This is a genomic window from Actinomycetospora chibensis (assembly GCF_028737215.1).
GTDB classification, from domain to species: domain Bacteria; phylum Actinomycetota; class Actinomycetes; order Mycobacteriales; family Pseudonocardiaceae; genus Actinomycetospora; species Actinomycetospora chibensis.
Map to the genome: position 1 here is coordinate 37,830 of NZ_JAQZAM010000014.1, position 20,152 is coordinate 57,981.

19 protein-coding genes and 3 tRNA genes are annotated in these 20,152 nt (G+C 73.8%); 3 read left to right on the forward strand and 19 right to left on the reverse strand.

The window, feature by feature from the left end:
• Window positions 1–23: 23 nt before the first annotated feature.
• The 6 genes from rplJ to PH189_RS21095 all read right to left on the reverse strand — a co-directional run bounded on the left by rplJ (window position 24) and on the right by PH189_RS21095 (window position 3,856).
• Entirely contained in the window at window positions 24–662 is a 639-nt protein-coding gene (gene rplJ, locus PH189_RS21070) for a 50S ribosomal protein L10 (protein WP_274190787.1), read from the reverse strand.
• Between the two features lie 292 nt (window positions 663–954).
• A complete protein-coding gene (gene rplA, locus PH189_RS21075; protein ID WP_274190788.1) occupies window positions 955–1,665 on the reverse strand; it encodes a 50S ribosomal protein L1 in 711 nt (236 codons plus the stop codon).
• An 88-nt stretch (window positions 1,666–1,753) separates the two neighbouring features.
• Entirely contained in the window at window positions 1,754–2,188 is a 435-nt protein-coding gene (gene rplK / locus PH189_RS21080; RefSeq protein ID WP_274190789.1) for a 50S ribosomal protein L11, read from the reverse strand.
• Between the two features lie 29 nt (window positions 2,189–2,217).
• Entirely contained in the window at window positions 2,218–3,270 is a 1,053-nt protein-coding gene (gene nusG / locus PH189_RS21085) for a transcription termination/antitermination protein NusG (protein ID WP_274190790.1), read from the reverse strand.
• Between the two features lie 66 nt (window positions 3,271–3,336).
• A complete protein-coding gene (secE, locus tag PH189_RS21090) occupies window positions 3,337–3,720 on the reverse strand; it encodes a preprotein translocase subunit SecE (RefSeq protein ID WP_274190791.1) in 384 nt (127 codons plus the stop codon).
• A 63-nt stretch (window positions 3,721–3,783) separates the two neighbouring features.
• Window positions 3,784–3,856, reverse strand: a tRNA-Trp gene (locus PH189_RS21095).
• Between the two features lie 191 nt (window positions 3,857–4,047).
• Between PH189_RS21095 and PH189_RS21100 the strand changes: the two genes are divergently transcribed.
• Both PH189_RS21100 and PH189_RS21105 read left to right on the forward strand, forming a co-directional pair.
• On the forward strand, window positions 4,048–5,283 hold the full coding sequence (locus PH189_RS21100; RefSeq protein ID WP_274190792.1) for a pyridoxal phosphate-dependent aminotransferase: 1,236 nt from the start codon (window positions 4,048–4,050) through the stop codon (window positions 5,281–5,283).
• Window positions 5,284–5,341: 58 nt separating this feature from the next.
• Window positions 5,342–6,223 carry an SGNH/GDSL hydrolase family protein gene (locus PH189_RS21105; RefSeq protein WP_274190793.1) on the forward strand — a complete coding sequence of 294 codons (882 nt, stop codon included), beginning with the start codon at window positions 5,342–5,344 and terminating at the stop codon, window positions 6,221–6,223.
• A gap of 66 nt (window positions 6,224–6,289) precedes the next feature.
• On the opposite strand, the gene PH189_RS21110 is transcribed toward PH189_RS21105, so the two are convergent.
• From PH189_RS21110 to PH189_RS21135, 6 genes are all read right to left on the reverse strand, one after another.
• Window positions 6,290–6,709, reverse strand: coding sequence for a MaoC/PaaZ C-terminal domain-containing protein (locus tag PH189_RS21110; RefSeq protein ID WP_274190794.1), 420 nt, complete (start codon window positions 6,707–6,709; stop codon window positions 6,290–6,292).
• Window positions 6,706–7,164 carry an FAS1-like dehydratase domain-containing protein gene (locus PH189_RS21115; RefSeq protein WP_274190795.1) on the reverse strand — a complete coding sequence of 153 codons (459 nt, stop codon included), beginning with the start codon at window positions 7,162–7,164 and terminating at the stop codon, window positions 6,706–6,708. Before PH189_RS21115 ends, PH189_RS21110 begins: the two co-directional genes overlap by 4 nt.
• Before the next feature lie 12 nt (window positions 7,165–7,176).
• On the reverse strand, window positions 7,177–7,341 hold the full coding sequence (gene rpmG, locus PH189_RS21120; RefSeq protein ID WP_274190796.1) for a 50S ribosomal protein L33: 165 nt from the start codon (window positions 7,339–7,341) through the stop codon (window positions 7,177–7,179).
• A 57-nt stretch (window positions 7,342–7,398) separates the two neighbouring features.
• Window positions 7,399–7,471 (reverse strand) — tRNA-Met (locus tag PH189_RS21125).
• A gap of 62 nt (window positions 7,472–7,533) precedes the next feature.
• Window positions 7,534–7,606 (reverse strand) — tRNA-Thr (locus tag PH189_RS21130).
• A 37-nt stretch (window positions 7,607–7,643) separates the two neighbouring features.
• Window positions 7,644–9,155: a putative bifunctional diguanylate cyclase/phosphodiesterase gene (locus PH189_RS21135; RefSeq protein ID WP_274190797.1), complete on the reverse strand. Its 1,512-nt coding sequence runs from the start codon at window positions 9,153–9,155 to the stop codon at window positions 7,644–7,646.
• Window positions 9,156–9,441: 286 nt separating this feature from the next.
• On the opposite strand from PH189_RS21135, the gene PH189_RS21140 reads away from it, so the two are divergent.
• A complete protein-coding gene (locus PH189_RS21140) occupies window positions 9,442–10,770 on the forward strand; it encodes a competence/damage-inducible protein A (RefSeq protein ID WP_274190798.1) in 1,329 nt (442 codons plus the stop codon).
• Window positions 10,771–10,831: 61 nt separating this feature from the next.
• Here the strand turns inward: PH189_RS21140 and PH189_RS21145 are convergent, their stop codons facing one another.
• The 7 genes from PH189_RS21145 to PH189_RS21175 all read right to left on the reverse strand — a co-directional run bounded on the left by PH189_RS21145 (window position 10,832) and on the right by PH189_RS21175 (window position 20,151).
• Window positions 10,832–11,641, reverse strand: coding sequence for an alpha/beta hydrolase (locus PH189_RS21145; protein ID WP_274190799.1), 810 nt, complete (start codon window positions 11,639–11,641; stop codon window positions 10,832–10,834).
• A complete protein-coding gene (locus PH189_RS21150; RefSeq protein WP_274190800.1) occupies window positions 11,638–12,459 on the reverse strand; it encodes an alpha/beta fold hydrolase in 822 nt (273 codons plus the stop codon). Before PH189_RS21150 ends, PH189_RS21145 begins: the two co-directional genes overlap by 4 nt.
• On the reverse strand, window positions 12,456–13,823 hold the full coding sequence (locus tag PH189_RS21155) for a wax ester/triacylglycerol synthase domain-containing protein (RefSeq protein ID WP_274190801.1): 1,368 nt from the start codon (window positions 13,821–13,823) through the stop codon (window positions 12,456–12,458). Before PH189_RS21155 ends, PH189_RS21150 begins: the two co-directional genes overlap by 4 nt.
• A gap of 74 nt (window positions 13,824–13,897) precedes the next feature.
• Window positions 13,898–15,301, reverse strand: coding sequence for a 1-acylglycerol-3-phosphate O-acyltransferase (locus tag PH189_RS21160; RefSeq protein WP_274190802.1), 1,404 nt, complete (start codon window positions 15,299–15,301; stop codon window positions 13,898–13,900).
• Window positions 15,282–17,546 carry a glycerol-3-phosphate 1-O-acyltransferase gene (locus tag PH189_RS21165; RefSeq protein ID WP_274190803.1) on the reverse strand — a complete coding sequence of 755 codons (2,265 nt, stop codon included), beginning with the start codon at window positions 17,544–17,546 and terminating at the stop codon, window positions 15,282–15,284. The genes PH189_RS21160 and PH189_RS21165 overlap by 20 nt, the downstream gene beginning before the upstream one ends.
• Window positions 17,547–17,593: 47 nt before the next feature.
• Window positions 17,594–18,865, reverse strand: a complete 1,272-nt coding sequence (locus PH189_RS21170) for a cytochrome P450 (RefSeq protein ID WP_274190804.1) — start codon at window positions 18,863–18,865, stop codon at window positions 17,594–17,596.
• The gene (locus tag PH189_RS21175; RefSeq protein ID WP_274190805.1) at window positions 18,862–20,151 is read right to left on the reverse strand and encodes an NAD(P)/FAD-dependent oxidoreductase; all 1,290 of its coding nucleotides are present in this window, start codon (window positions 20,149–20,151) and stop codon (window positions 18,862–18,864) included. Before PH189_RS21175 ends, PH189_RS21170 begins: the two co-directional genes overlap by 4 nt.
• Between the last annotated feature and the right edge of the window lies 1 nt (window position 20,152).

A 20,152-nucleotide genomic window follows, 5' to 3' on the forward strand; every position in this document is an offset into this window, starting at 1 on the left:
GATGGGGATGGGACCGGCCGTACTCAGGCGTCGGCGGTCTCGGTGGTCTCGGCGGGGGCCTCGGTGGCCGCCTCGGCGTCGGCGGACTCGACCGCGGCGACGGCGTCCTCGGTGCTCGAGGTGCCCTCGGCGGCCCGCTTGTCCTGCAGGGCCTGCGCGAGACGCGCGACCTGCGAGGCCGGGGCGCTGAACAGCTGGGCGGCCTTCGTGAGGTTGCCCTTCATGGCGCCGGCCAGCTTGCCCAGCAGCACCTCGCGGGACTCGAGGTCCGCGAGCTGGGTGACCTCGACGGCGGAGAGCGCGCGGCCCTCCATGTAGCCGCCCTTGACGACCAGGGCCTTGTTGTCGCGCTGGAAGTCGCGGAGCGCCTTGGCGGCGTCCACGGGCTCCCCGCTGACGAAGGCGATGGCCGTCGGGCCGACGAGCAGGTCGTCGAGACCCTCGACGCCGGCGTCGGCGGCAGCCCGCTTGACCAGGGTGTTCTTCGCGACCGTGTAGGTGACGTCCGAGCCCAGCGAACGCCGCAGCTGCGAAATCTGCTTCATCGACAGGCCGCGGTACTCGGTGACGACCATCGCCGACGCGTCGCGGAACTCCGCGGCGATCTCGGCGACCGCAGCCACCTTGTCGGCGTTCGGAGGCCTCTCGGTCTCTGTAGCCATGCGCGCCTCCTCTCTGCGTGCTGGGGCGACCGCGGTGGGCGGGGCCCGGAACGACGAACGCCCCGTGCGCAGGCGCACGGGGCGTGGAGGTGACGCACGGGCGGGGCCCGGCGGACTCGCTGCCCTCGTCCTCCTGCGCGGGACGCCCCGTCGTGGGGCCTTCGTCCGCTCGGACCTGGAGTACAGGGGCCGGGCGGAGACCAGCGGTCTCGGGTGGATCGGGGTTCGATCTGTCGCTCAGTCTACGCGGAGCCTCGGGGCACCCCGCGCAGCAGGGTGCCCCGAGACCTGCTCAGGCCTCGGCGGTGAGCAGGTTGCGCGTGCGGTTCGGGTCGACCGGGATGCCCGGGCCCATCGTCGTGGTGACGGTGATCTTCTTGACGTAGCGGCCCTTCGCGGCCGACGGCTTCACGCGCAGGATCTCGTCGAGCGCGGCGCCGTAGTTCTCGACGAGCTTCTCGACGTCGAAGCTCGCCTTGCCGATGATCAGGTGCAGGTTCGCCTGCTTGTCGACGCGGAAGTTCACCTTGCCGCCCTTGATGTCGCCGACGGCGCGGGCGACGTCCGGGGTGACCGTGCCGGTCTTCGGGTTCGGCATGAGCCCGCGGGGGCCGAGGATGCGGGCCACGCGGCCGACCTTGGCCATCTGGTCGGGCGCGGCGACGGCCGCGTCGAAGTCGAGCCAGCCGCCCTGGATGCGCTCGATGAGGTCGTCCGACCCCACGACGTCGGCGCCGGCCGACTCGGCCTCGCGCGCCTTGTCGCCGGTGGCGAACACGATGACGCGGGCGGTCTTGCCGGTGCCGTGCGGCAGGTTCACGGTGCCGCGGACCATCTGATCGGCCTTGCGCGGGTCGACACCCAGGCGCATGGCGACCTCGACGGTCGCGTCCATCGACGTCGGCGACGTCTCCCGGGCGAGCTCGATGCCCTCGAGCGGGGCGTAGAGCTTGTCGAAGTCCACCTTCTCGGCGGCGTTCTGGTAGGCCTTGCTGCGCTTCATGTCTGTCCTTGTCCTGATGGATCAGTGGTGGTCAGGGCTGCGCCGCCCTCCCACGTGTCGCCGACCGTGTCGGCGCGGGTCACACTGCTCAGTCTGCGACGGTCAGACCCATCGACCGGGCGGTGCCGGCGATGATCTTCGACGCCTGGTCGAGGTCGTTCGCGTTGAGGTCGGCCATCTTGGTCTGGGCGATCTCGCGGACCTGGTCCGCGGTGACCGAACCGACCTTCTTGCTGTGCGGCGTCGCGGAGCCGGACTTCACGCCGGCCGCGGCGAGCAGCAGCTTGGCCGCCGGCGGGGTCTTGAGCTCGAAGGTGAACGACCGGTCCTCGTAGACCGAGATCTCCACCGGCACGACCTGACCACGCTGCGCCTCGGTGGCGGCGTTGTAGGCCTTGCAGAACTCCATGATGTTCACGCCGTGCTGACCCAGGGCCGGGCCGACGGGCGGGGCCGGAGTGGCCGCGCCGGCGCTGATCTGCAGCTTGACGACTGCGGAGAGTCGCCTCTTCTTCGGGGGCATGGACTGCTTCCTGTTCCGGGGGTGGTGCCTTAAATCTTGGAGACCTGGTTGAACCCGAGCTCGACCGGGGTCTCGCGGCCGAAGATCGAGACGAGCACCTTCAGCTTCTGGGCGTCGACGTTGACCTCGGAGATGCTGGCGGGCAGCGTCGCGAACGGGCCGTCCATGACGGTGACCGACTCGCCGACCTCGAAGTCGACCTCGACGGCGGGCTTGGCGCCGAAGGACTCGGTGCCCGACTTGTCGGTACCCTTGGCCTTCTTCGGCGTCTCCTGCCGCGGCAGGAGGAACTTGACGACCTCGTCGAGGGTCAGCGGCGACGGGCGCGAGGTGGCCCCGACGAAACCGGTGACGCCCGGCGTGTTGCGCACGGCGCTCCACGAGGCGTCGTTGAGGTCCATCCGCACGAGGATGTAGCCGGGCAGCACCTTGCGCTGCACCTGCTTGCGCTGCCCGTTCTTGATCTCGGTGACCTCTTCGGTGGGCACCTCGACCTGGAAGATGAACTCCTCGACGTCCAGCGTCTGGACACGGGTCTCGAGGTTCGCCTTCACCTTGTTCTCGTAGCCCGCGTAGGAGTGCACGACGTACCAGTCGCCGGGGGCCAGACGCAGCGAGTCCTTGAGGGCCTGCGCCGGGTCGACCTCCTCCTCTGCCTCCTCTGCAGGGACCTCGGCGGCGGGCTCCGCGACGGGCGTCTCGTCGACGACCGGCGCGTCCTCGGTGTCGGCGCGCGCGGCGAGGTCGCCGGTACCCGCCGACTCCACGGGGAGGTCGGAGTCGTCCTCGTCGGCGGGGCTGCCCAGCGCGGCGCGGGCGGCGCGGAGCTCGGCCTCGGCGTCGACCTCGTCCTCGGCGGTCTCGTCGTCGGCGTCCTCGGCGGCCTCGCGGGCCTCCTGGCCGGCGCGCGCCACCGCGGCGTCGTCGAGCGTCGCCGGGTTCTCCTCGGTGCTGAGGTCCCCGTACGTCCCACTGCCCTCACGCACCATGACGCCGCGCGTGCGGGCTTCGCCGACGAGCTCGGGCTCGCCGCCGTCGGGGGTGGTGGTCTCGGAGTCTGCGCCGGATCCTGCGGAGGTCACTTCTCGTCTCACTTCCTTTGCACGGCGGGCACCGCGGAGGTGCCCGGCCGGCCGCTCGCGGAACGGTCAGCCGAAGAGGGCGAACACGGCCTTGGCGAACACCCAGTCGAGGGCCGCCACCAGGGACACCATGAACGCCACGAACACGAGGACGACGAACGTGTAGACCACGATCTGCCGTCGGGTCGGCCAGTGGACCTTGCGGAGCTCGGCCACGACCTCGCGCAGGAACCGGCGCAGGCGCGTGATGAGCGAGCCCTCCGGCTCGGCCTGCGCCCGGTCGCGCGTGGGGGTGGCCGTGCCCTTGCCGCCGGGACGCCGCGACGTACCGGTGTCCGCGGCGTCCCCGGCACCGTCGCCGGAGGCCCGCCGTCGACGGCCGGCGGCGGTGACCGGACGCGCCTCGTCGTCGTCGCTCGCGCGCCGACGTCGGCTGCTGTCCTCGCTCACGGGGCCGTCCTCACCGTCCTCGTCCACCGTCCCGCCGGCCGGCGGGCCCGTTGTCGTGTAGTGCAGGGGCGACAGGACTTGAACCTGCAACCTGCGGTTTTGGAGACCGCTGCTCTGCCAATTGAGCTACGCCCCTGTGGCGGACCCGGGGGCCCGCCCGGACGATCCGACGCCGTTCCCCGCACGCCGACGGACGCGCGAGGACGACGGACGAACCGTCCCGACCGTCGATGGTACGCAACGACCCGCGGGAGCAGCGCCCCGACCCCTGGCCACGGCGGGACCTGGCCGGGAACGCCGTCGCTCCCATCTGTCAATATCGGGGACATGGCATCGGTGACCTCGCTCCAGTCCACCGCGACCGACCGCCGCATCTCGGCCCGTGTGGGCGGGATCGCGGAGTCGGCCACGCTGGCCGTGGACGCGAAGGCGAAGGCCCTCAAGGCGGCTGGCCGGCCGGTCATCGGCTTCGGCGCCGGCGAGCCCGACTTCCCCACCCCGCAGCCGGTGGTGGACGCGGCGATCGCGGCGTGCTCGGACCCCAAGAACCACCGCTACTCCCCCGCCGCCGGGCTCCCCGAGCTGCGGGACGCGATCGCGACGAAGACCGCGCGGGACTCGGGCTGGCAGGTCGAGGCGCGCCAGGTGCTCGTCACCAACGGCGGCAAGCAGGCCGTGTTCGAGGCCTTCGCGACGCTGATCGACCCGGGTGACGAGGTCCTGCTGCCCGCGCCGTACTGGACGACCTACCCCGAGGCCGTGCGCATGGCCGGCGGCGAGCCGGTCGTCCTCGGCACCGACGAGTCCACCGACTTCCTGCCGACCGTCGAGGCCCTCGAGGCGGCGCGGACGCCGAACACCAAGGCGCTGCTGTGGTGCTCGCCGTCGAACCCCACGGGCGCGGTCGCGCCGCGCGCGCTCGTCGAGGCCGTCGGGCGCTGGGCCGCCGAGCACGGTGTCTGGGTGATCGCCGACGAGATCTACGAGCACCTGACCTACGACGGCGCCGAGCACGTATCGATGCCCGTCGCCGTGCCGGAGATCGCCGACCGCTGCGTCGTGCTCAACGGCGTCGCCAAGACCTACGCCATGACCGGGTGGCGCGTCGGCTGGATGATCGGGCCCGCCGACGTGGTCGCGGCCGGCGTCAACATGCAGTCGCACCTGACCTCGAACGTCTGCAACGTCGCCCAGCGCGCGGCGCTCGCCGCCGTGTCCGGCCCGCTCAACGCGGTGGCCGAGATGCGCGAGGCGTTCGACCGCCGCCGGCGGCTCATCGTCGAGCTGCTCTCGGGCATCGACGGCATCACCTGCCCGGTCCCCCAGGGCGCGTTCTACGCCTACCCGTCGGTGGCGGGCCTGCTCGGGCGCGAGCTGCGCGGCGAGCGCCCGCAGACCAGCGTCGACCTCGCCGCGCTCATCCTGGAGCACGCCGAGGTGGCCGTGGTGCCGGGCGAGGCATTCGGGACGCCCGGGTACTTCCGGCTCTCCTACGCCCTCGGCGACGAGGACCTGCGCATCGGTGTCACCCGGATGGCCGACCTGTTGGCAGAGGCACGCTGAGACCCGCGATCATCCGCCCCGACGGTCCCGCCGGGACCCCGGATCCGAGGGAGTCCCGGTGCGTCGTCCGGTCGTCCTGCGCCTGCTCGTCGCCCTCGGCATCGGCCTCCTCGGAGTCCTCGTCGCGCCCGTGGCGATGGGCGCCCCGACGACCGCCGGGCAGGCCTACGTCGCGCTCGGTGACTCCTACACGGCCTCGCCGCTGACCGGTCCGATCGCCGGGACCCCGCCCGGCTGCCTGCGCTCGGCCAACAACTACCCGCACCTCGTCGCCGAGCGCTCCGGCGCCCGGCTGACCGACGTGAGCTGCAGCGGCGCCCAGACCCGTGACCTCGCCGCCCCGCAGCAGACCTCGAGCGGCGTGAACCCGCCCCAGTACGACGCGCTCGGGCCCGGCACCCAGCTCGTCACGGTCGGGATCGGCGGCAACGACATCGGCTTCGGCGAGATCGTCCAGAGCTGTGTGAGCCCGTCGCCGTTCGGCACCCCGTGCCGCGACCGCTGGACCGCGGGCGGCACCGACCAGCTCGAGCAGCGGATCGACACGCTCGCCGGGCGCCTCGGCGACGTCCTCGACGAGGTCGACTCCCGCGCCCCGGACGCCCGCGTGCTGCTGATCGGCTATCCCTCGGTGCTGCCCGCGCAGGGCCCCGGGTGCTACCCGGTCGTGCCCTACACCGCGGGCGACGTGGAGTACCTGCGCGGCGTGCTCGGCCACCTCAACGAGACGATCGCCGACGCCGCCGCCGAGGGCGACGCGACGTACGTCGACACCTTCACCCCGACCGTCGGCCACGACGTCTGCACGCTTCCCGGGACGCGCTGGATCGAGGGCCTCGTCCCCACCGCTCCCGCCCTGCCGGTGCACCCCAACGCCGCAGGCTCCGACGCTCTCGCCCGCGCGGTCCTCGCCACCCTGGGCGTGCCGGCGGCGGCCTGACGGGTGCCAGCCTGGGCCACGCTGACGTTGGACGGCGGTATTGGCCCCAGCTCGCGGCGCGGGCGGTCAGGCCGGGCGGACGGTGGCGACGGCCTTGCCGAGGACGCCCTTGCCCTCGTGGGTGGCCGTCACGGTGACCGTGCGGCTGCCGTCGTCGGCGGTGTCGCCGGCCTTGCCGCCGAACTCGACGGTGGCGCCGGTGTCGTCGTCGGGGACGACCACCGGGCGGGTGAAGCGGGTCGAGAACGACACGACGGCCGTGGGGTCCTCGGCGAGGTCGGTGACGTAGCGCGCGGCGAGGGCCATCGTGAACATGCCGTGGGCGATGACGCCCGGCAGACCCACCTCGAGCGCGACGCGCTCGTTCCAGTGGATCGGGTTCTGGTCGCCGGACGCGGCGGCGTAGCGCACGAGGTCGGCGCGGGTGATCGTCACCGTGCGCGCCGGAAGGGCGTCGCCGGACGCCAGGTCGGACAGGGCGCTCACGCGTCACCGCCGTCGGGCTCGGCGCGGCCGACGAGGGTGGCCCGGGTCGTCGCCACGGCCTCGCCGTCGGCGTCGGTGACGTCGCAGCGGAAGGTGATGACGTCGTTGCCCGCGAGCTCACGGATCTCGTCGACCGACACGACGCTGCTCACGACGTCGCCGGCGTGGACCGGGCGCCGCACCTCGAAGCCCTGGTCGCGGTGGATGACACGCGTGAAGTCCAGGCCGAGGGCGGGGTCGTCGACGACGCGCCGGGTCGCGGGCCAGGTGAAGACCACCGGGAACGTCGTCGGCGCGACGACGTCGGGGTGGCCCGCGGACCGGGCGGCGTCACGGTCGTGGTGCACGGGGTCGTCGGCGCCGACGGCGACCGCGAACTCCCGGATCTTCTCCAGCGAGACCTCGTAGGTCTCCGCGGGCCAGGAGCGGCCCACGAACGACTCGTCGAGCGGCACGGGGTGTGCGCGTCAGCGGGTCTCGCGGTGACCGCGGTGCGTCCCGCAGTTCGGGCAGAACTTCTTGATCGTCAGACGATCGGGGTCGTTCCGCCGGTTCTTGCGGGTGATGTAGTTGCGGTTCTTGCACTCCTCGCAGGCCAGCGTGATCTTCGGTCGAACGTCGGTGGTGGCCATGGAGGTTCCTCTCGTCACGGTGTGGCAGCGGCCGCGGGCGGACCCGTGTCGCTTGGGTAGCGGTGGCCGGACTTGAACCGGCGACACAACGATTATGAGCCGTTTGCTCTACCGACTGAGCTACACCGCCGCGGGGAGCACCCGTCTCATGACGAAGCCGGCGGAAGCCCGTCCGCCGACCTGCTCACCGAGAGCCCCTTTACGGAATCGAACCGTAGACCTTCTCCTTACCATGGAGACGCTCTGCCGACTGAGCTAAAGGGGCCTGCCCCGGAGGGCACGACAGAGCTTACCCCCTGCGGTCACGCGATCAGAGTGCGGGGTCCCGGCGCCGCACCGGGCTCGTCGGGGTGCGCGTCGAGGGATTCCAGCCAGCTGTCGAAGCACCGCGCGGGCAGCGGACGGGACACCAGGTAGCCCTGCGCGACGTCACAGCCCATCTCCACGAGGGTGGCGCGCACCGCGGCCTGCTCGACGCCCTCGGCGACGACGGTGAGACCCAGGGTGTGCCCCATCTCGACGATCGCGCGGACGACGGCGACGTCGCCGTACTCGGTGCCCATGCCCAGCACGAAGCTCTTGTCGATCTTGACCTGGTCGACGGGGAGCCTGCGCAGGTGCGCCAGCGACGACTGGCCGGTGCCGAAGTCGTCGACAGCGAGGTGGCAGCCCAGGGCGTGCAGCCGGCGCATCACCGGGAGCGCGACCTCGCGCTCCGAGGAGACCCCGGACTCGGTGAGCTCGAGGGTGAGCAGCTCGGCCGGGACGCGGTGGTCCGCGAGCAGGGTGGCGACCTCCTCGGGGAAGCCCGGCATGCCGAGGTTGCCCACCGAGACGTTCACCGCCACGGACAGCCGCATCCCGCGGTCGAGCCAGCGTCGGGCCGCGGCGAGGGACTCGTCGAGCACGAACGTCGTGAGCTCGGCGATCTGGCCGGTGGCCTCGAGGACGGGGACGAACTCGTCGGGCAGCAGCAGACCCAGCTCCGGGTGGTCCCACCGCGCGAGTGCCTCGACGCCGACGACCGTGCGCGCGCCGAGCGAGACGACCGGCTGGAAGTCCACGCGGACGTCCCGGCGCTCGACAGCCGCGGAGAAGCCCCGGATGAGACGCAGGCGGCGGGCGGCCCGCTCCCCCATGCTCGGCTCGTAGCAGCGCACCGCCTCGACCCCGTCGCGGGTGGCGGCGAGCGCGACGTCCGCACGGCGCAGCAGGGCCGCGGTGCGCTCGGGACCCGCCGGGATGTCGGCGAGCCACGGGCCGTCCGCGGCGATGCCGACCACCACCGGCGGCTCGAACCGGACGCCCTCGACGAGGTAGGGCGCGAGGAGTCGCTCGCGCAGCTCCTCGCCCACCCGGTGCGCGTCGTGGCCGTCGACGCCCGGGATGTGGACCGCGAACGTGTCGCCCTCGAGGCGGGCGGCGACGAGGGCCCGCCCCGCCATGCTGGGCAGCCGTACGTCGACGAGCCGCTCGGTGGCGAGGCGGACGAAGACCTCGCCGCGGGCGTGCCCGAGGGTGTCGTTGACCTGGTCGAGCAGGCTGAGGTCGACCACCGCGACCGCGCCCCCCGTGACCGCGTGCAGGAAGCCCTCACGGTTGAGCAGGCCGGTCAGGGGGTCGTGGTGGGCGTCGCGACGAAGGCGCTCGGCGAGCGCGGCGGCCTCGACGTCGTGACGATGGCGACGGACCCGCTGGACCAGCAGGCCGACGACGGCGGCGGCGAGCATGAGGAGCAGCAGGCCGGCGACGATCAGGACCCAGAGCGCGGGAGCCGGCGAGGCGACGGCCGACGCAACACGAGCCGGAGTCACGTCACCACACCCTTTCCGGTCGCGCCCGCGACGACGAGCCGCCGGTGGCGGAGGGTCGCCGGGGCAGCGCACCACATCGTCGTCTCGTTCACCCTACGCAACAAATCGTGGCCAACCGACGGACAGGCAGTTCACTCCTCCGGCCCATCGTGCACCTCATGTGGACCTCAACGATGACCGACCGACACAGGTGCGCCCCGGAGTCCGACACATCCGTGTCGGCAGGCCCCGGGCTGCCCGCTCTGGTGGGATGGCGGGAGGGCTACGGATCGGACAGGGGTGCGGCGTGACCGACGACGGGCAAGGGGCGCGCACGGGCGTGCGGGCCGGGATCGTGGCGACGGGCAGCGAGCTGCTGACCGGTCGGATCACCGATCGCAACGGTCCCTGGGTGGCCGAACGCCTCGGCGAGCTCGGGGTCGAGGTGTCCCACCTGCTGCTCGTCGGCGACCGCGCCGAGGACATGGCCGCCGCGCTGCGCTTCCTCGCCGGCGACGGCGTCGACCTCGTCGTGACGACCGGGGGCCTCGGGCCGACCGCCGACGACCTCACCGGCGAGGTGGTCGCCGCCGAGACCGGGCGTCCGCTCGAGCTGGACGAGCACATGGAGAAGGTGGTCGGCGACATCATCGCGAAGTTCGCCGACCGGCTCCGCTGGGATGCCGACGCCCTCGCCGCCGCCAACCGCAAGCAGGCGATGGTGCCGCGCGGGGCGACGCCGATCCGCCCGGCCGGCACCGCGCCGGGTCTCGCCGTCCCGCCCGACGCCGAGCGCGGCGGGCCGACGGTGCTGGTGCTGCCGGGTCCGCCCCGCGAGGTCCGCGCGATGTGGGACGACGCGCTGGCGACGGACCCGGTCCGCGAGGTCCTCGCCCGCACCGAGCCCTACGCCGAGACCCACCTGCGGCTCTTCGGGGTGCCCGAGTCCGAGATCGCCGCGACCCTGCGCGACGTCGGCGAGCAGACCGACCTGGAGCCGCTGGAGATCACCACGTGCCTGCGTGACTTCACCCTCGAGGTCGACCTCCGCCACGCCCCCGGCTCCACCGCCGGGGCGACGGCCCGCGACGCGGTGATCGCCGAGATCGACCGGCGACACGGGCGCACCGTCTTCTCCCGCACCGGGCAGTCCGTCGACGAGCTGCTGTTCGACCTGCTCGACGGTCAGGTCGTGGCCACCGCCGAGTCGTGCACCGGCGGCCTGCTCGCGGGGCGTCTCACCGCGCCTGCGGGGGCGTCGGCGCACGTCGCGGGCGGCGTCGTGTCGTACTCGAACGACGCGAAGGCCGACCTGCTCGGCGTGCCCCGTGAGCTGATCGAGACCCACGGCGCGGTGTCGCCGCAGGTCGCCGAGGCCATGGCCGACGGCGCGCTCGCCCGCTTCGGCGCGACCGTGTCCGTCGCGATCACCGGCGTGGCCGGCCCCGGTGGCGGCACCGAGGCCAAGCCCGTCGGCTACGTCTGCTTCTGCGTGCGCACAGCCGACGGCCGGACCCTGGCGCGCGACCCGGTGCTGCCCGGCGAGCGCGGGGACATCCGCGAGCGCTCGGTCGTGCTCGCCATCCACCTGATCCGCCGCGTCCTCACCGGCGACGGGGAGCCCGCGCCGGTCTAGTCGGTCATGATCGACGGAAGAATACGGACACTCAACGTCAGCGACGGCACTCCGCTGACATCTACGCCACCCTGTCGACGAACGCCGCGATGTCGTCGAGGAACTCGTCGCGGTTGGTCTCGTTGAGCACCTCGTGCCGGGCGCCGGGCTCGATGCGGGTGGTGACGTCACTGCCGGCGAGCTTCTCCATGACCGGCCGGGTGGAGTCCAGCGGGACGAGCTGGTCGTCCTCGCCGTGGATCCACAGCACGGGCAGCTCCGCGAAGCCGGGCCCGGCGGCGATCGCCTCGACCGCCGCGACGAACGCCTCGAGCGTCGGGCGCTTGAACGGCCCGTGCCACACCAGCTCGTCGGACTCGTAGTCCGCGCCGACCGCGGGGTCGCGGGAGAGCACCGCGGGGTCGATCGGGACGTCGGGGATCTCGTCGTACTCGAGCAGGCCGAAGATGCCCGGGCTGCCGCCGACGACGGGGCCGGTGAGCACCAGGCCCGCGAGGACGTCGGGGAACCGCTGGGCGTAGCGGGCGGCGATCAGGCCGCCCATCGAGTGCCCGAGCAGCACGATCGGCAGGTCGGGGTGCTCGTTGCGGGCGGTGCGGCGAACCTGGTCGAGGTCCTCGACGGTGTCCTCGACGTCGGCGACGAGCACGCGCTCGCCCTCGGAGCGGCCGTGGCCGAGGTGGTCGGGGGCGTAGACGACGGCCCCGTCGCCGGCGAGCCGGTCGAGCACGTGGGCGTAGCGCCCGGAGTGCTCGCCGTAGCCGTGCGCGACCAGCACCACGCGGCGCGGCGCACCCTCGGGGTCGCGACGGCGGACGACGACGCGGCCGTGCGTGCCGTCGAGCTCCAGGTCGGTCTCGGTCCCGATCATGCAGAGGTCTCCTCGCGAACGCAGGGGTGGGCGGTGGTGACACCGAGGACGGTGCGCACCACCAGGTCGGGGTCGTCCCACATCGGCACGTGGCCGACACGGGGCAGGCGGACGAACTCGGCGCCGGGCAGGCGCGCCCGCAGCGTCTCGCCGTGACGCCGCCACGGGATGAGCCGGTCGCGCCCGCACCAGGCGACGCGCACCGGGCACGGCAGCTCCTCGAACGACGCGAGCCCGCCGTGCTCGGCCGCGCCGTCGAGCAGCTCGTGCAGGATCACGCAGCCGCCGAGGTCGTCGATCAGGTCGGGCACGTCGGCGGTCGGCACGCGGTCGCCGCGCTCGAGCACCCGGCCGAGCAGCAGCCGCCGCACCCGGGGCCGCCCCGCCAGCACCCGCACCGCGGGCGAGCCGCCGAGCGCCGAGCCGAGGCGGAACGACCACACCAGCCGGCGCAGGTCGAGGCGCGTGCGCCAGCCCCCGGCCGGCGACAGCGCGACCACCGTGCGGGCGCGCCCGCGCCGGGCGAGCTCGAGGGCCACCCAGCCGCCCAGCGAGTTGCCGACGAGGTGCGCGGTCGGCATGCCGGCCGCGTCCATGAGGGACTCGACGTCGTCGACGATCCCCGCGACCCCGACCGGCTCGCCCTCGGGCCACGGCGCCCCGCCGCGGTGCCCGATCATCGTCGGCACGAGCACGTCGTGGTGCGTCTCGAGGCCGGACAGCACCGGGCGCCACGCCCGCCACGACATGCTCGCGCCGTGCAGCAGCACCAGCGGCTCGCCGCGCCCGCCCCGGTACGGATCCTCGGGCGCGCTCACGGGCGTCCCAGGGCGAGCACCTCGTCGAACCCGTCGGCGAGGTCCTGCTCGAAGCCGGGCAGGTCGGTGATCGACGCGGCGTCGAGGTTGGCGGCCACGCAGCAGGTCGGGCCGTGGGTCAGCATCGCGATCATCGCCGCGCAGCCTGGCAGGGGCGCGAACGGGTAGCTGCGCACGATCCGCGCGCCGGCGAGGTAGATGTCGCCCTGCAGGCCCGGGATGTTGCTGGCCTGCAGGTCGTTGGCCCCGGTGGCCGCGCCCGCACCGAGGCCGGTGATGACCGAGCCCGGCAGCCGCGCGAGCCACGGCGTCACGACCTCGACGCTCTCCAGCGCCGGCTCGGCGAGCGCGGCCTTCATCCGCCGCCGGACGTCGACGATCCGGGCCGCCGGGTCGACGATGCCGACCGGGGCGGAGAGCCGGGCGGGCGCGAAGTGGTTGCCGCCGGCCTCGTGCTCCTCGCGGCGCACCGACACCGGCAGCGTCACCGGCATCAGCCGCTCCGGGGGCAGCGGGTCGCCCTGGCGGGCCGAGTAGCGGCGGAACGCGCCGAGCAGCGACGCCAGGTAGGTGTCGTTGATCGAGCCGCCGGCCGCCTTCCCCGCCGCGCGAAGGTCGGCGAACGGCACGTCGAGGGTGCGGAAGCGCCAGGACGGGCTGCGGTGCGCCAGGACCGGCAGCGGTGGGGCCGGCGGCGGCGAGAGCACCCGCCGCGCCGAGACGACGTAGCCGAGCGCGTCCCGCACGGCACGGTCGGGGCGGACCAGCGACGCCGCCATCCCGAGCAGCCCGCGCGCCGCCCCGCCGACGAGACCGAGGTCGCTGCGGACCTGGCGCGCGAGCTCCTGGGACAGATTCGGGGCCTCGCCGGTCGGCGCGGGCGGCTGGGGCTTGTCGGTCGTGGGCTCCCGGGTGCGCGAGTGCAGCCCGGCCAACAGCTGCGCGAGGCCCATGCCGTCGGAGAGGACGTGGCTGAGCTTGAACAGCAGCGCGGCCCCGCCGTCGGGCAGCCCGCCGACGAGCGTGGCCTCCCACAGCGGGCGCGACGGGTCGAGCGGGGTCATGGCGACCTGCTCGGCGAAGGTGAACAGGCCGTCGGTGCCCGCGCCGTCGGGCAGCCGCAGGTGGCGCAGGTGGTAGTGCAGGTCGAAGTCGTGGTCGAGCGCCCAGTGCGGTGTCCCGGTGCCGAGGAACGGCGTGACGATGCGTTCCCGGAACCGGGGGACCACCCGGGAGGCCCACTCCGTGGCGGCCACGAAACGGTCCCAGTCGGGCTCGCGGTCGAGGGTCTCGACGATGACGACGGTCGAGCGCATCCGCGGGTCGACCTCGACGCGCCACATGAGCGCCTCGAAACCGGTCATCTCCTCCGACCGGGACCAGAGGAGGCTCCCGTCGGAGCTCCGGGGTGGGGTGGGGTCGGGGGTGACCGACGGGCTCACGGCGTGCCTTCCAGCGTCGCGACGAACCGTGCCCGCACGTCGGCGACGTGATCGTTCATGGTCGCCACGCTCCACTCCGAGGTGTCGACCGGCGGCAGGACGTCGACGTGCACGGTCCCACCCCGCAGGGTCTGGTGCCCGCGCCACATCACCTCGCCCGCGTCGTGGATGACGATCGGGACCATCGGCACGCCCGCCTGCATCGCGATGTGGAAGGCGCCCTTCTTGAACGGCCCGAGGCGCGGGGTCGGCGAGCGGGTGCCCTCGGGCGCGATCGCCAGCGACCAGCCCTCGTCACGCATCTTGCGCACCGCGGGCTCGAGGGCCTCCTTCGACTGGCGGGCGTTGCCGCGCTCGACGAAGGCGACGCCGGCCAGGCTGAACATCTGGCCCCACAGCGGGATGGAGGCGGCCTCCGCCTTGGCCACGCCGGTGAAGCCCCCGCGCAGCAGCTTCATGAGCAGGGCGACGTCGAGCTTGGACTGGTGGTTGAAGACGAACACGCACGGCCGCGCCGACCACAGGTGCTCCGCGCCCCGCACGTCGACGTCGATGCCGGCCAGCGCGAGCCCGAGGTCGCCGGTGACCGACGAGGCGAGGTCGACCATCTGCCGTCGGGACCGGCGGGCGAGGCCGACCGCCGCGCCCGCAGAAGCGCCGCCGAGCAGGGCACCGTAGAACCCGGCCGTGCGCAGGACGTCGCCGGGCGTGGCGAGTGTGCCGCCCCGCTCCGCGACCGTGAGCACCGGCCGGTCGCCGCACGTCGTCGCCCGCGGTGTCACCACCAGGGGCCGCTCGCCGGCGTCCAGCAGCGCCGGCGAGGACGGGCCCGCGTAGACGAACGTCGGCTGCCCGTCGTGGGCCGCGGCCAGCGCGGCGGCCTTCGCGCTCCCGTCGCCGTCGACCAGGACCGGCCCGGCGACCTCCCCGGTCAGCGTGCCGTCGCGGACCTCGACCTCCGTGGTGACCAGCTCGTCGGCACCGAGGTCCTCGGCGAGGGGCGCGAGCACCGGGCGGGGGGCGTGCCCGGTGACCACCACGCGGTGCCCGGCACGACGGTGCTCGGCCACGAGCGACCACAACTCCGGGCGCAGCGCCGCCCCGAGCTCGTCGCGGTGCAGCACCCGCGCCCGCCGGGCGACGGTGTCCTCGTCCTGTCCGGCCCAGCCCGCGACGAGCCGCCGCACGGCGGCCTCGTCGTCACCCGCCCCCGCGACCAGCGCGATGTCGGCGGGCAGCGAGCGCCAGGAGGTGCGCCCGGAGCGCAGGGACTCGCCGGCGTGCGCGGCGACCGCGGAGGCATCGAGCAGCGCGGTCTCGTCGACGACGGCGACGCTGCCCGACGGCGCGGCCCGGACCGTGGCCCGCCGGGCGTCGAGCTCAGCGCTGGGCAGGGGCATCGAAGACCTCCGACCGGAGTGCGTGCTCGCGTTCCGCGACACGGCGCAGCTGGTCGCGGACACCGGCGACCTCGTCGCGCCAGGCCGCCCGCGCCGCCGGTGTCGCGTCCGCACCCAGCAGTGCCCGGTTCTCCGCCGCGCGCAACGCGGTGGAGAAGAGCTCGCGGGACACGACGTCGGCGCCGTGCAGGCGCTGCTGGCGCCACCACTGCTGCCCGAGGCCCGTGCAGGCGTCGAGGAAGGGACCGCGGTCCTCCAGGGCTCCGTCCTGGTCGGCGAGCACCGTCGCCACCACCCACTGCGACTCGACGAACGGCAGCAGCGTGCGGGGCGCGACGAGCAGCTCCGCGCGGCCCAGCATCTGCGCCGCACCGCCGGGCGTGCCGAGGAGGTCCTTCCAGTCGGGGGCGAGGCGGTCGAGCTCGGCGAGCAGCTCGTCGCGGTACTCCCGCTTGCGGGAGAAGAAGAAGTCGAACTTCAGCAGGTCGCGCAGCTCGAGCGCCGTCTCCCAGCACGCCTCGAGGGCCTCCCTCTGCGGGAGGTCGGCGTCGACGATGGTCAGCAGCGCCATCTCGAGCACGGCCCTCGTGAGCAGGTGGTGCAGCACCCCGTTGCGGTAGAACGCGGCGACGTGGTGACGGTCGGGCCCGATCGACCAGACGGCCTGCGGGCCCCCGTCGAAGCGCTCGGCGACGCCCACCGAGACGAGCCGCTCGAGGGTGTCCTCCAGCGCCTCGTCGGAGCCGAGGTCGCCGATCGCCGGCAGGCGCTCGAGCAGCCGGCGCACCGGCTCCACGACCGCGCGGACCTGCTCGAACGTGAGGGCCCGCCCGCCGGCTCCGAGCAGTGCGAAGGTGACCACCGACGTCGGCGTCACGGGCGTGGCCCGGTTGATGCCGACCGCGATCCGGAACGCGACCTTCTCGAGCTGCGAGCGCCCCTCGCCGGCCTCGTCCAGGGCCGCCCGCAGCGCGAGCGGCTCGCCGAAGCGGACCCGGGCCGAGCCGATGCGCCGCTGCTGGTCACGCATGTAGCCGGCGAGCCAGCCCAGGCCCTCGGCCTTCTTGCCGGCCCCGCCCTGCTCCGCGGCCAGCGCCCCCACCTCGTGGAGCTGGTCGTAGTGCAGCGACACGGGCACCAGCAGCGGGTCGCGGCCGGGCGAGTCCGGCTCGAGCTGGGCCGCCGCGTCGACGAGGTAGCGCAGCAGCCCGTACTTCGGCGGGCGCAGCTTCCCGGTGCGGGTGCGGCCGCCCTCGATGTACCACTCGAGGTTGAAGCGCTTGTCCAGCAGGTGGCCGAGGTACTCGCGCACCGCGAACTTGTAGATCGCGTCGTCGCCGAAGCTGCGGCGGATGAACACGATCCCGGCCCGTCGCCCGAGCGTGCCGAGCGGCCAGAACGAGAGGTTGTCGCCGCCGAGGACGTGGTTGCGCGGGAAGTCGTGCGCGTGCAGCACCTCGGCCAGCACGAGCGGGTCGGCGTAGCTGCGATGCGAAGGCAGGAAGATCAGCGGACGCCGGCGGCCCTGCTCGCGCAGGCGCTCGAGGCTGGAGGTGTCGACGTCCACGTCCCAGGCCTTGCGGTGCAGCGGGCTCATCACCGACCGGAAGGCCTCGATCGCCGGCGGGCTCTGCACCGCGGCCATCTCCTCCAGGCAGTCCGACGTCTTCGCCAGGACCTCGTCGGGCGTCAGGCCGAGCTCGCGGGCCAGGTCGGCGGCCCTCCGGGCGACCGCCGTGGACGCGACGATCTGCTCGGCCATCAGCCGGGGGACCTTGTAGCGGTCGCCGGTGAGCCGCCGCTCGGCGCGGTCGCAGGCCAGGGTCGCCCGGCGGCGGACGAAGGCCACGAAGCCCGACCCCTCGGGCGAGCCCACTTCCTGGTCGCCCTCGCGCCGCAGGTCCGACAGCGTCGCCGCGTCGCCCGCGACGACCCGCGCGCGGTCGGCCGACCAGCCCCGCAGCCGGGCGCGCGCGTGGCGCACGCCCCGGCGCCGCGGGCTCAGCGAGAACAGATCCGAGAGCGACGGGTCGTCCGAGGAGGCGCGCTCGTCGGGCGGCCAGACCACGCGCACCGGCACGACCGTGGTGTCGGGCGCCGCGGCGTCGAGGGCACCGGCGAGCTCGCGGGCGCCGTCCGGGACCACCTGGGCCCGGCCGTCGCGGTACGTCGACTCCGTCCACTGCCGCACCAGCTCGCGCTCGGTGCGCGAGCGCGCCCCCGAGAGCACCAGCGTCCGCACCACTCTGTGCTCCCCTGAATCTCCGCCTCCCCCGTGAGGGGACGCGAGCGTCAGCCCCGGATCGAGCAGGGCATGGTCTTCACCGCGTGCACGAAGTTGCTGCGCAGGGTCTCGGGCTCGCCGACCGTCAGGTCCGGGACCCGGGTCAGGAGCTGCGAGAAGATCTGCCGCAACTGGGTGCGCGCGAGCATGTTGCCCATGCAGAAGTGTGGTCCGCCACCCCCGAAGCCGACGTGGGGGTTGGGGTCGCGGGAGAGATCGAACCGCAGCGGGTCGGTGAAGACCTCGGCGTCCCGGTTGCCCGACTCGTAGAACATGACGACCTTGTCGCCCTCGGCGATCGGCGTGCCGCGCAGCTCGGTGTCCTGGGTCGCGGTACGCCGGAAGGTCACCACGGGGCTGGCGTGGCGGACGAACTCCTCCACGGCCGTCCTCGCCCGGCCCTCGTGGTCCTCGGCGAGCCACGCACGCTGGTCCGGGTTCTCGGTCAGCCGCCGCATGGAGTGAGCGATCGTGTTGCGCGTGGTGTCGTTGCCGGCCACCGAGAGCAGCACGAAGAAGGCGCCGATCTCGTTGTCGGTGAGGCTCTCGCCGTCCACCTCGGCCTGCACGAGGTTGGTCATGAGGTCGTCCTGTGGGGCCCGGCGGCGGGCCTCGGCGAGCTCGAGCGCCGGGCCGAGCAGGGCCATGAGCGCCTGGCCCGCCGCCTGCAGCGGGTCCTCGAGGCCCAGGTTCTGGAGCACGTCCGGGTCGTTCGTGGCGACGAGCAGGTCGGCCGCCTCGGCCAGCGACTCCTGGTACTCCTCGGGAGCGCCCATGAGGTCGTAGATCGTGCCCATCGGCAGCCGCTTGGCCACGAGCGCCACGAAGTCGCCGTCGCCGTGGTCGAGCAGCTCGTCGACGATCGACCGTGCGCGCTCCGCGATCCTGTCCTCGACGCGGCGGACCTGCTTCGGTGTGAACGCGGCACTCACGATCTTGCGGAGCTTGGTGTGCCGCGGGGCGTCCATGGCGAGGAACGACTGGCTGGCCTCGAGGAGCTCCGCAGGCGCGTCCTGGAACTGCACGCCCTGCCCGGAGCAGAAGAGCCTGGGGTTCTTGCTGACGTAGCCGATGTCCTCGTGGCGGACGACGGCCCAGAACCCCGGGTCGTCCTCGCCGGGCATGAGCATGCCCTCCGGCGGCCGGTGCCAGGAGATCGGACGCTCACTCCGGAGCTCGGCGAACGAGGCGTCGCGCTCGGCCATCGGCCGGCCCCAGAACTCCAGGGACGACAGGTCGACGGGGTCGACGTCGGGTTTCGTGCTCGTGGTGGTGGTCATGCGCGCGCCCCGTCCTGTGCCGTCGTCTCGGCCGCCGCGGCCTTCGCCTCGGCTGCCTTCGCCGCTGCCTGCTCGCGCCGCTCGGCGGCGAGGGCGAGCGCGGCGTCCCAGCCCTCGCGCCTGCCGATGAGGCGGCGGTACTTCATGACCTCGGCGCGCATGTCGACCGCGAGGGCGCCGACGATCCGGTCGTTCGCCCGATAGAGCGCGGTGAACGGTCCGCCGTCGGCGTCGTCGCCCGCGACGACCTCGACGTGGTCGCCCGCCGCGACGCCGACGAACTGCACCCGGCTCGCGTACCAGTCCGACCAGAAGTACGGGACGGTCTCGTACGCCTTGGCGTTCTCCGGGTCCACGGCGTTGCGGGCCGCGTAGCGCCCCTGCTCGGCGGCGGAGGTCCAGTGCTCCAGCCGCATCGGGCCGTCGAGGACGTCGTCGAACAGCGCGTTCGGCCACCGGGCGACGTCGCCGGCGACGTAGACGCCCGGCGCGGCGGCGAGGCGGGCGTCGGCCACGACGCCGTCGTCGACGGTGAGGCCGGAGCCCTCGAGCCAGCCGGTGGTCGGCTGCGCGCCGATGCCGACGACGAGCAGGTCGGTGTCCAGCTCGGTGCCGTCACCCAGGCGCACGGCGCGGACCCGGCCGTCGTCGTGGAGCACCTCGTCGACGGCCACCCCGGTGCGCACCTCGGTGCCGTGACGCTCGTGCAGGCGGGTCAGCGCGCGGCCCATCCGCTCGCCGATCGCGCGGACGAGCGGGGTGTCCAGCGCCTCGAGGATCGTCACCTCGAGGTCGAGCGAGCGGGCGACCGCGGCCACCTCGGAGCCGATGAAGCCCGCCCCGACGACGGTCACCTTCCGGTTGCCGTCCCGCAGGGCCCCGCGCAGCCCGATGGCGTCGTCGAGGGTGCGGACGACGTGGACGCCCGCGAGCCCCTCGGTGCCCGGCAGGGCACGGGCGTGGGCGCCCGTCGCGATCACCAGGCCGTCGTAGGAGATCGACCGGTCCCCGACGGTGACGGTGCGCGCCGACGTGTCGAGCGCCGACGCCGGCGTGCCGAGCACGAGCTCGACGTCGAGGTCGTCGGCGAAGGTCGCGTGCTCCCGGTAACGCGGGTCGGGGCACTCGTCGGCGGCGAGGTACTCCTTGGACAGCGGCGGCCGGTCGTAGGGCAGGTGCTCCTCGGCCCCGACCAGGGTCACCGTCCCGTCGAACCCGTCGCCGCGCACGGCCTCCACGGCGCGCAGGCCGGCGAGGGACGCCCCGACGACCACCAGGTGCGTCACC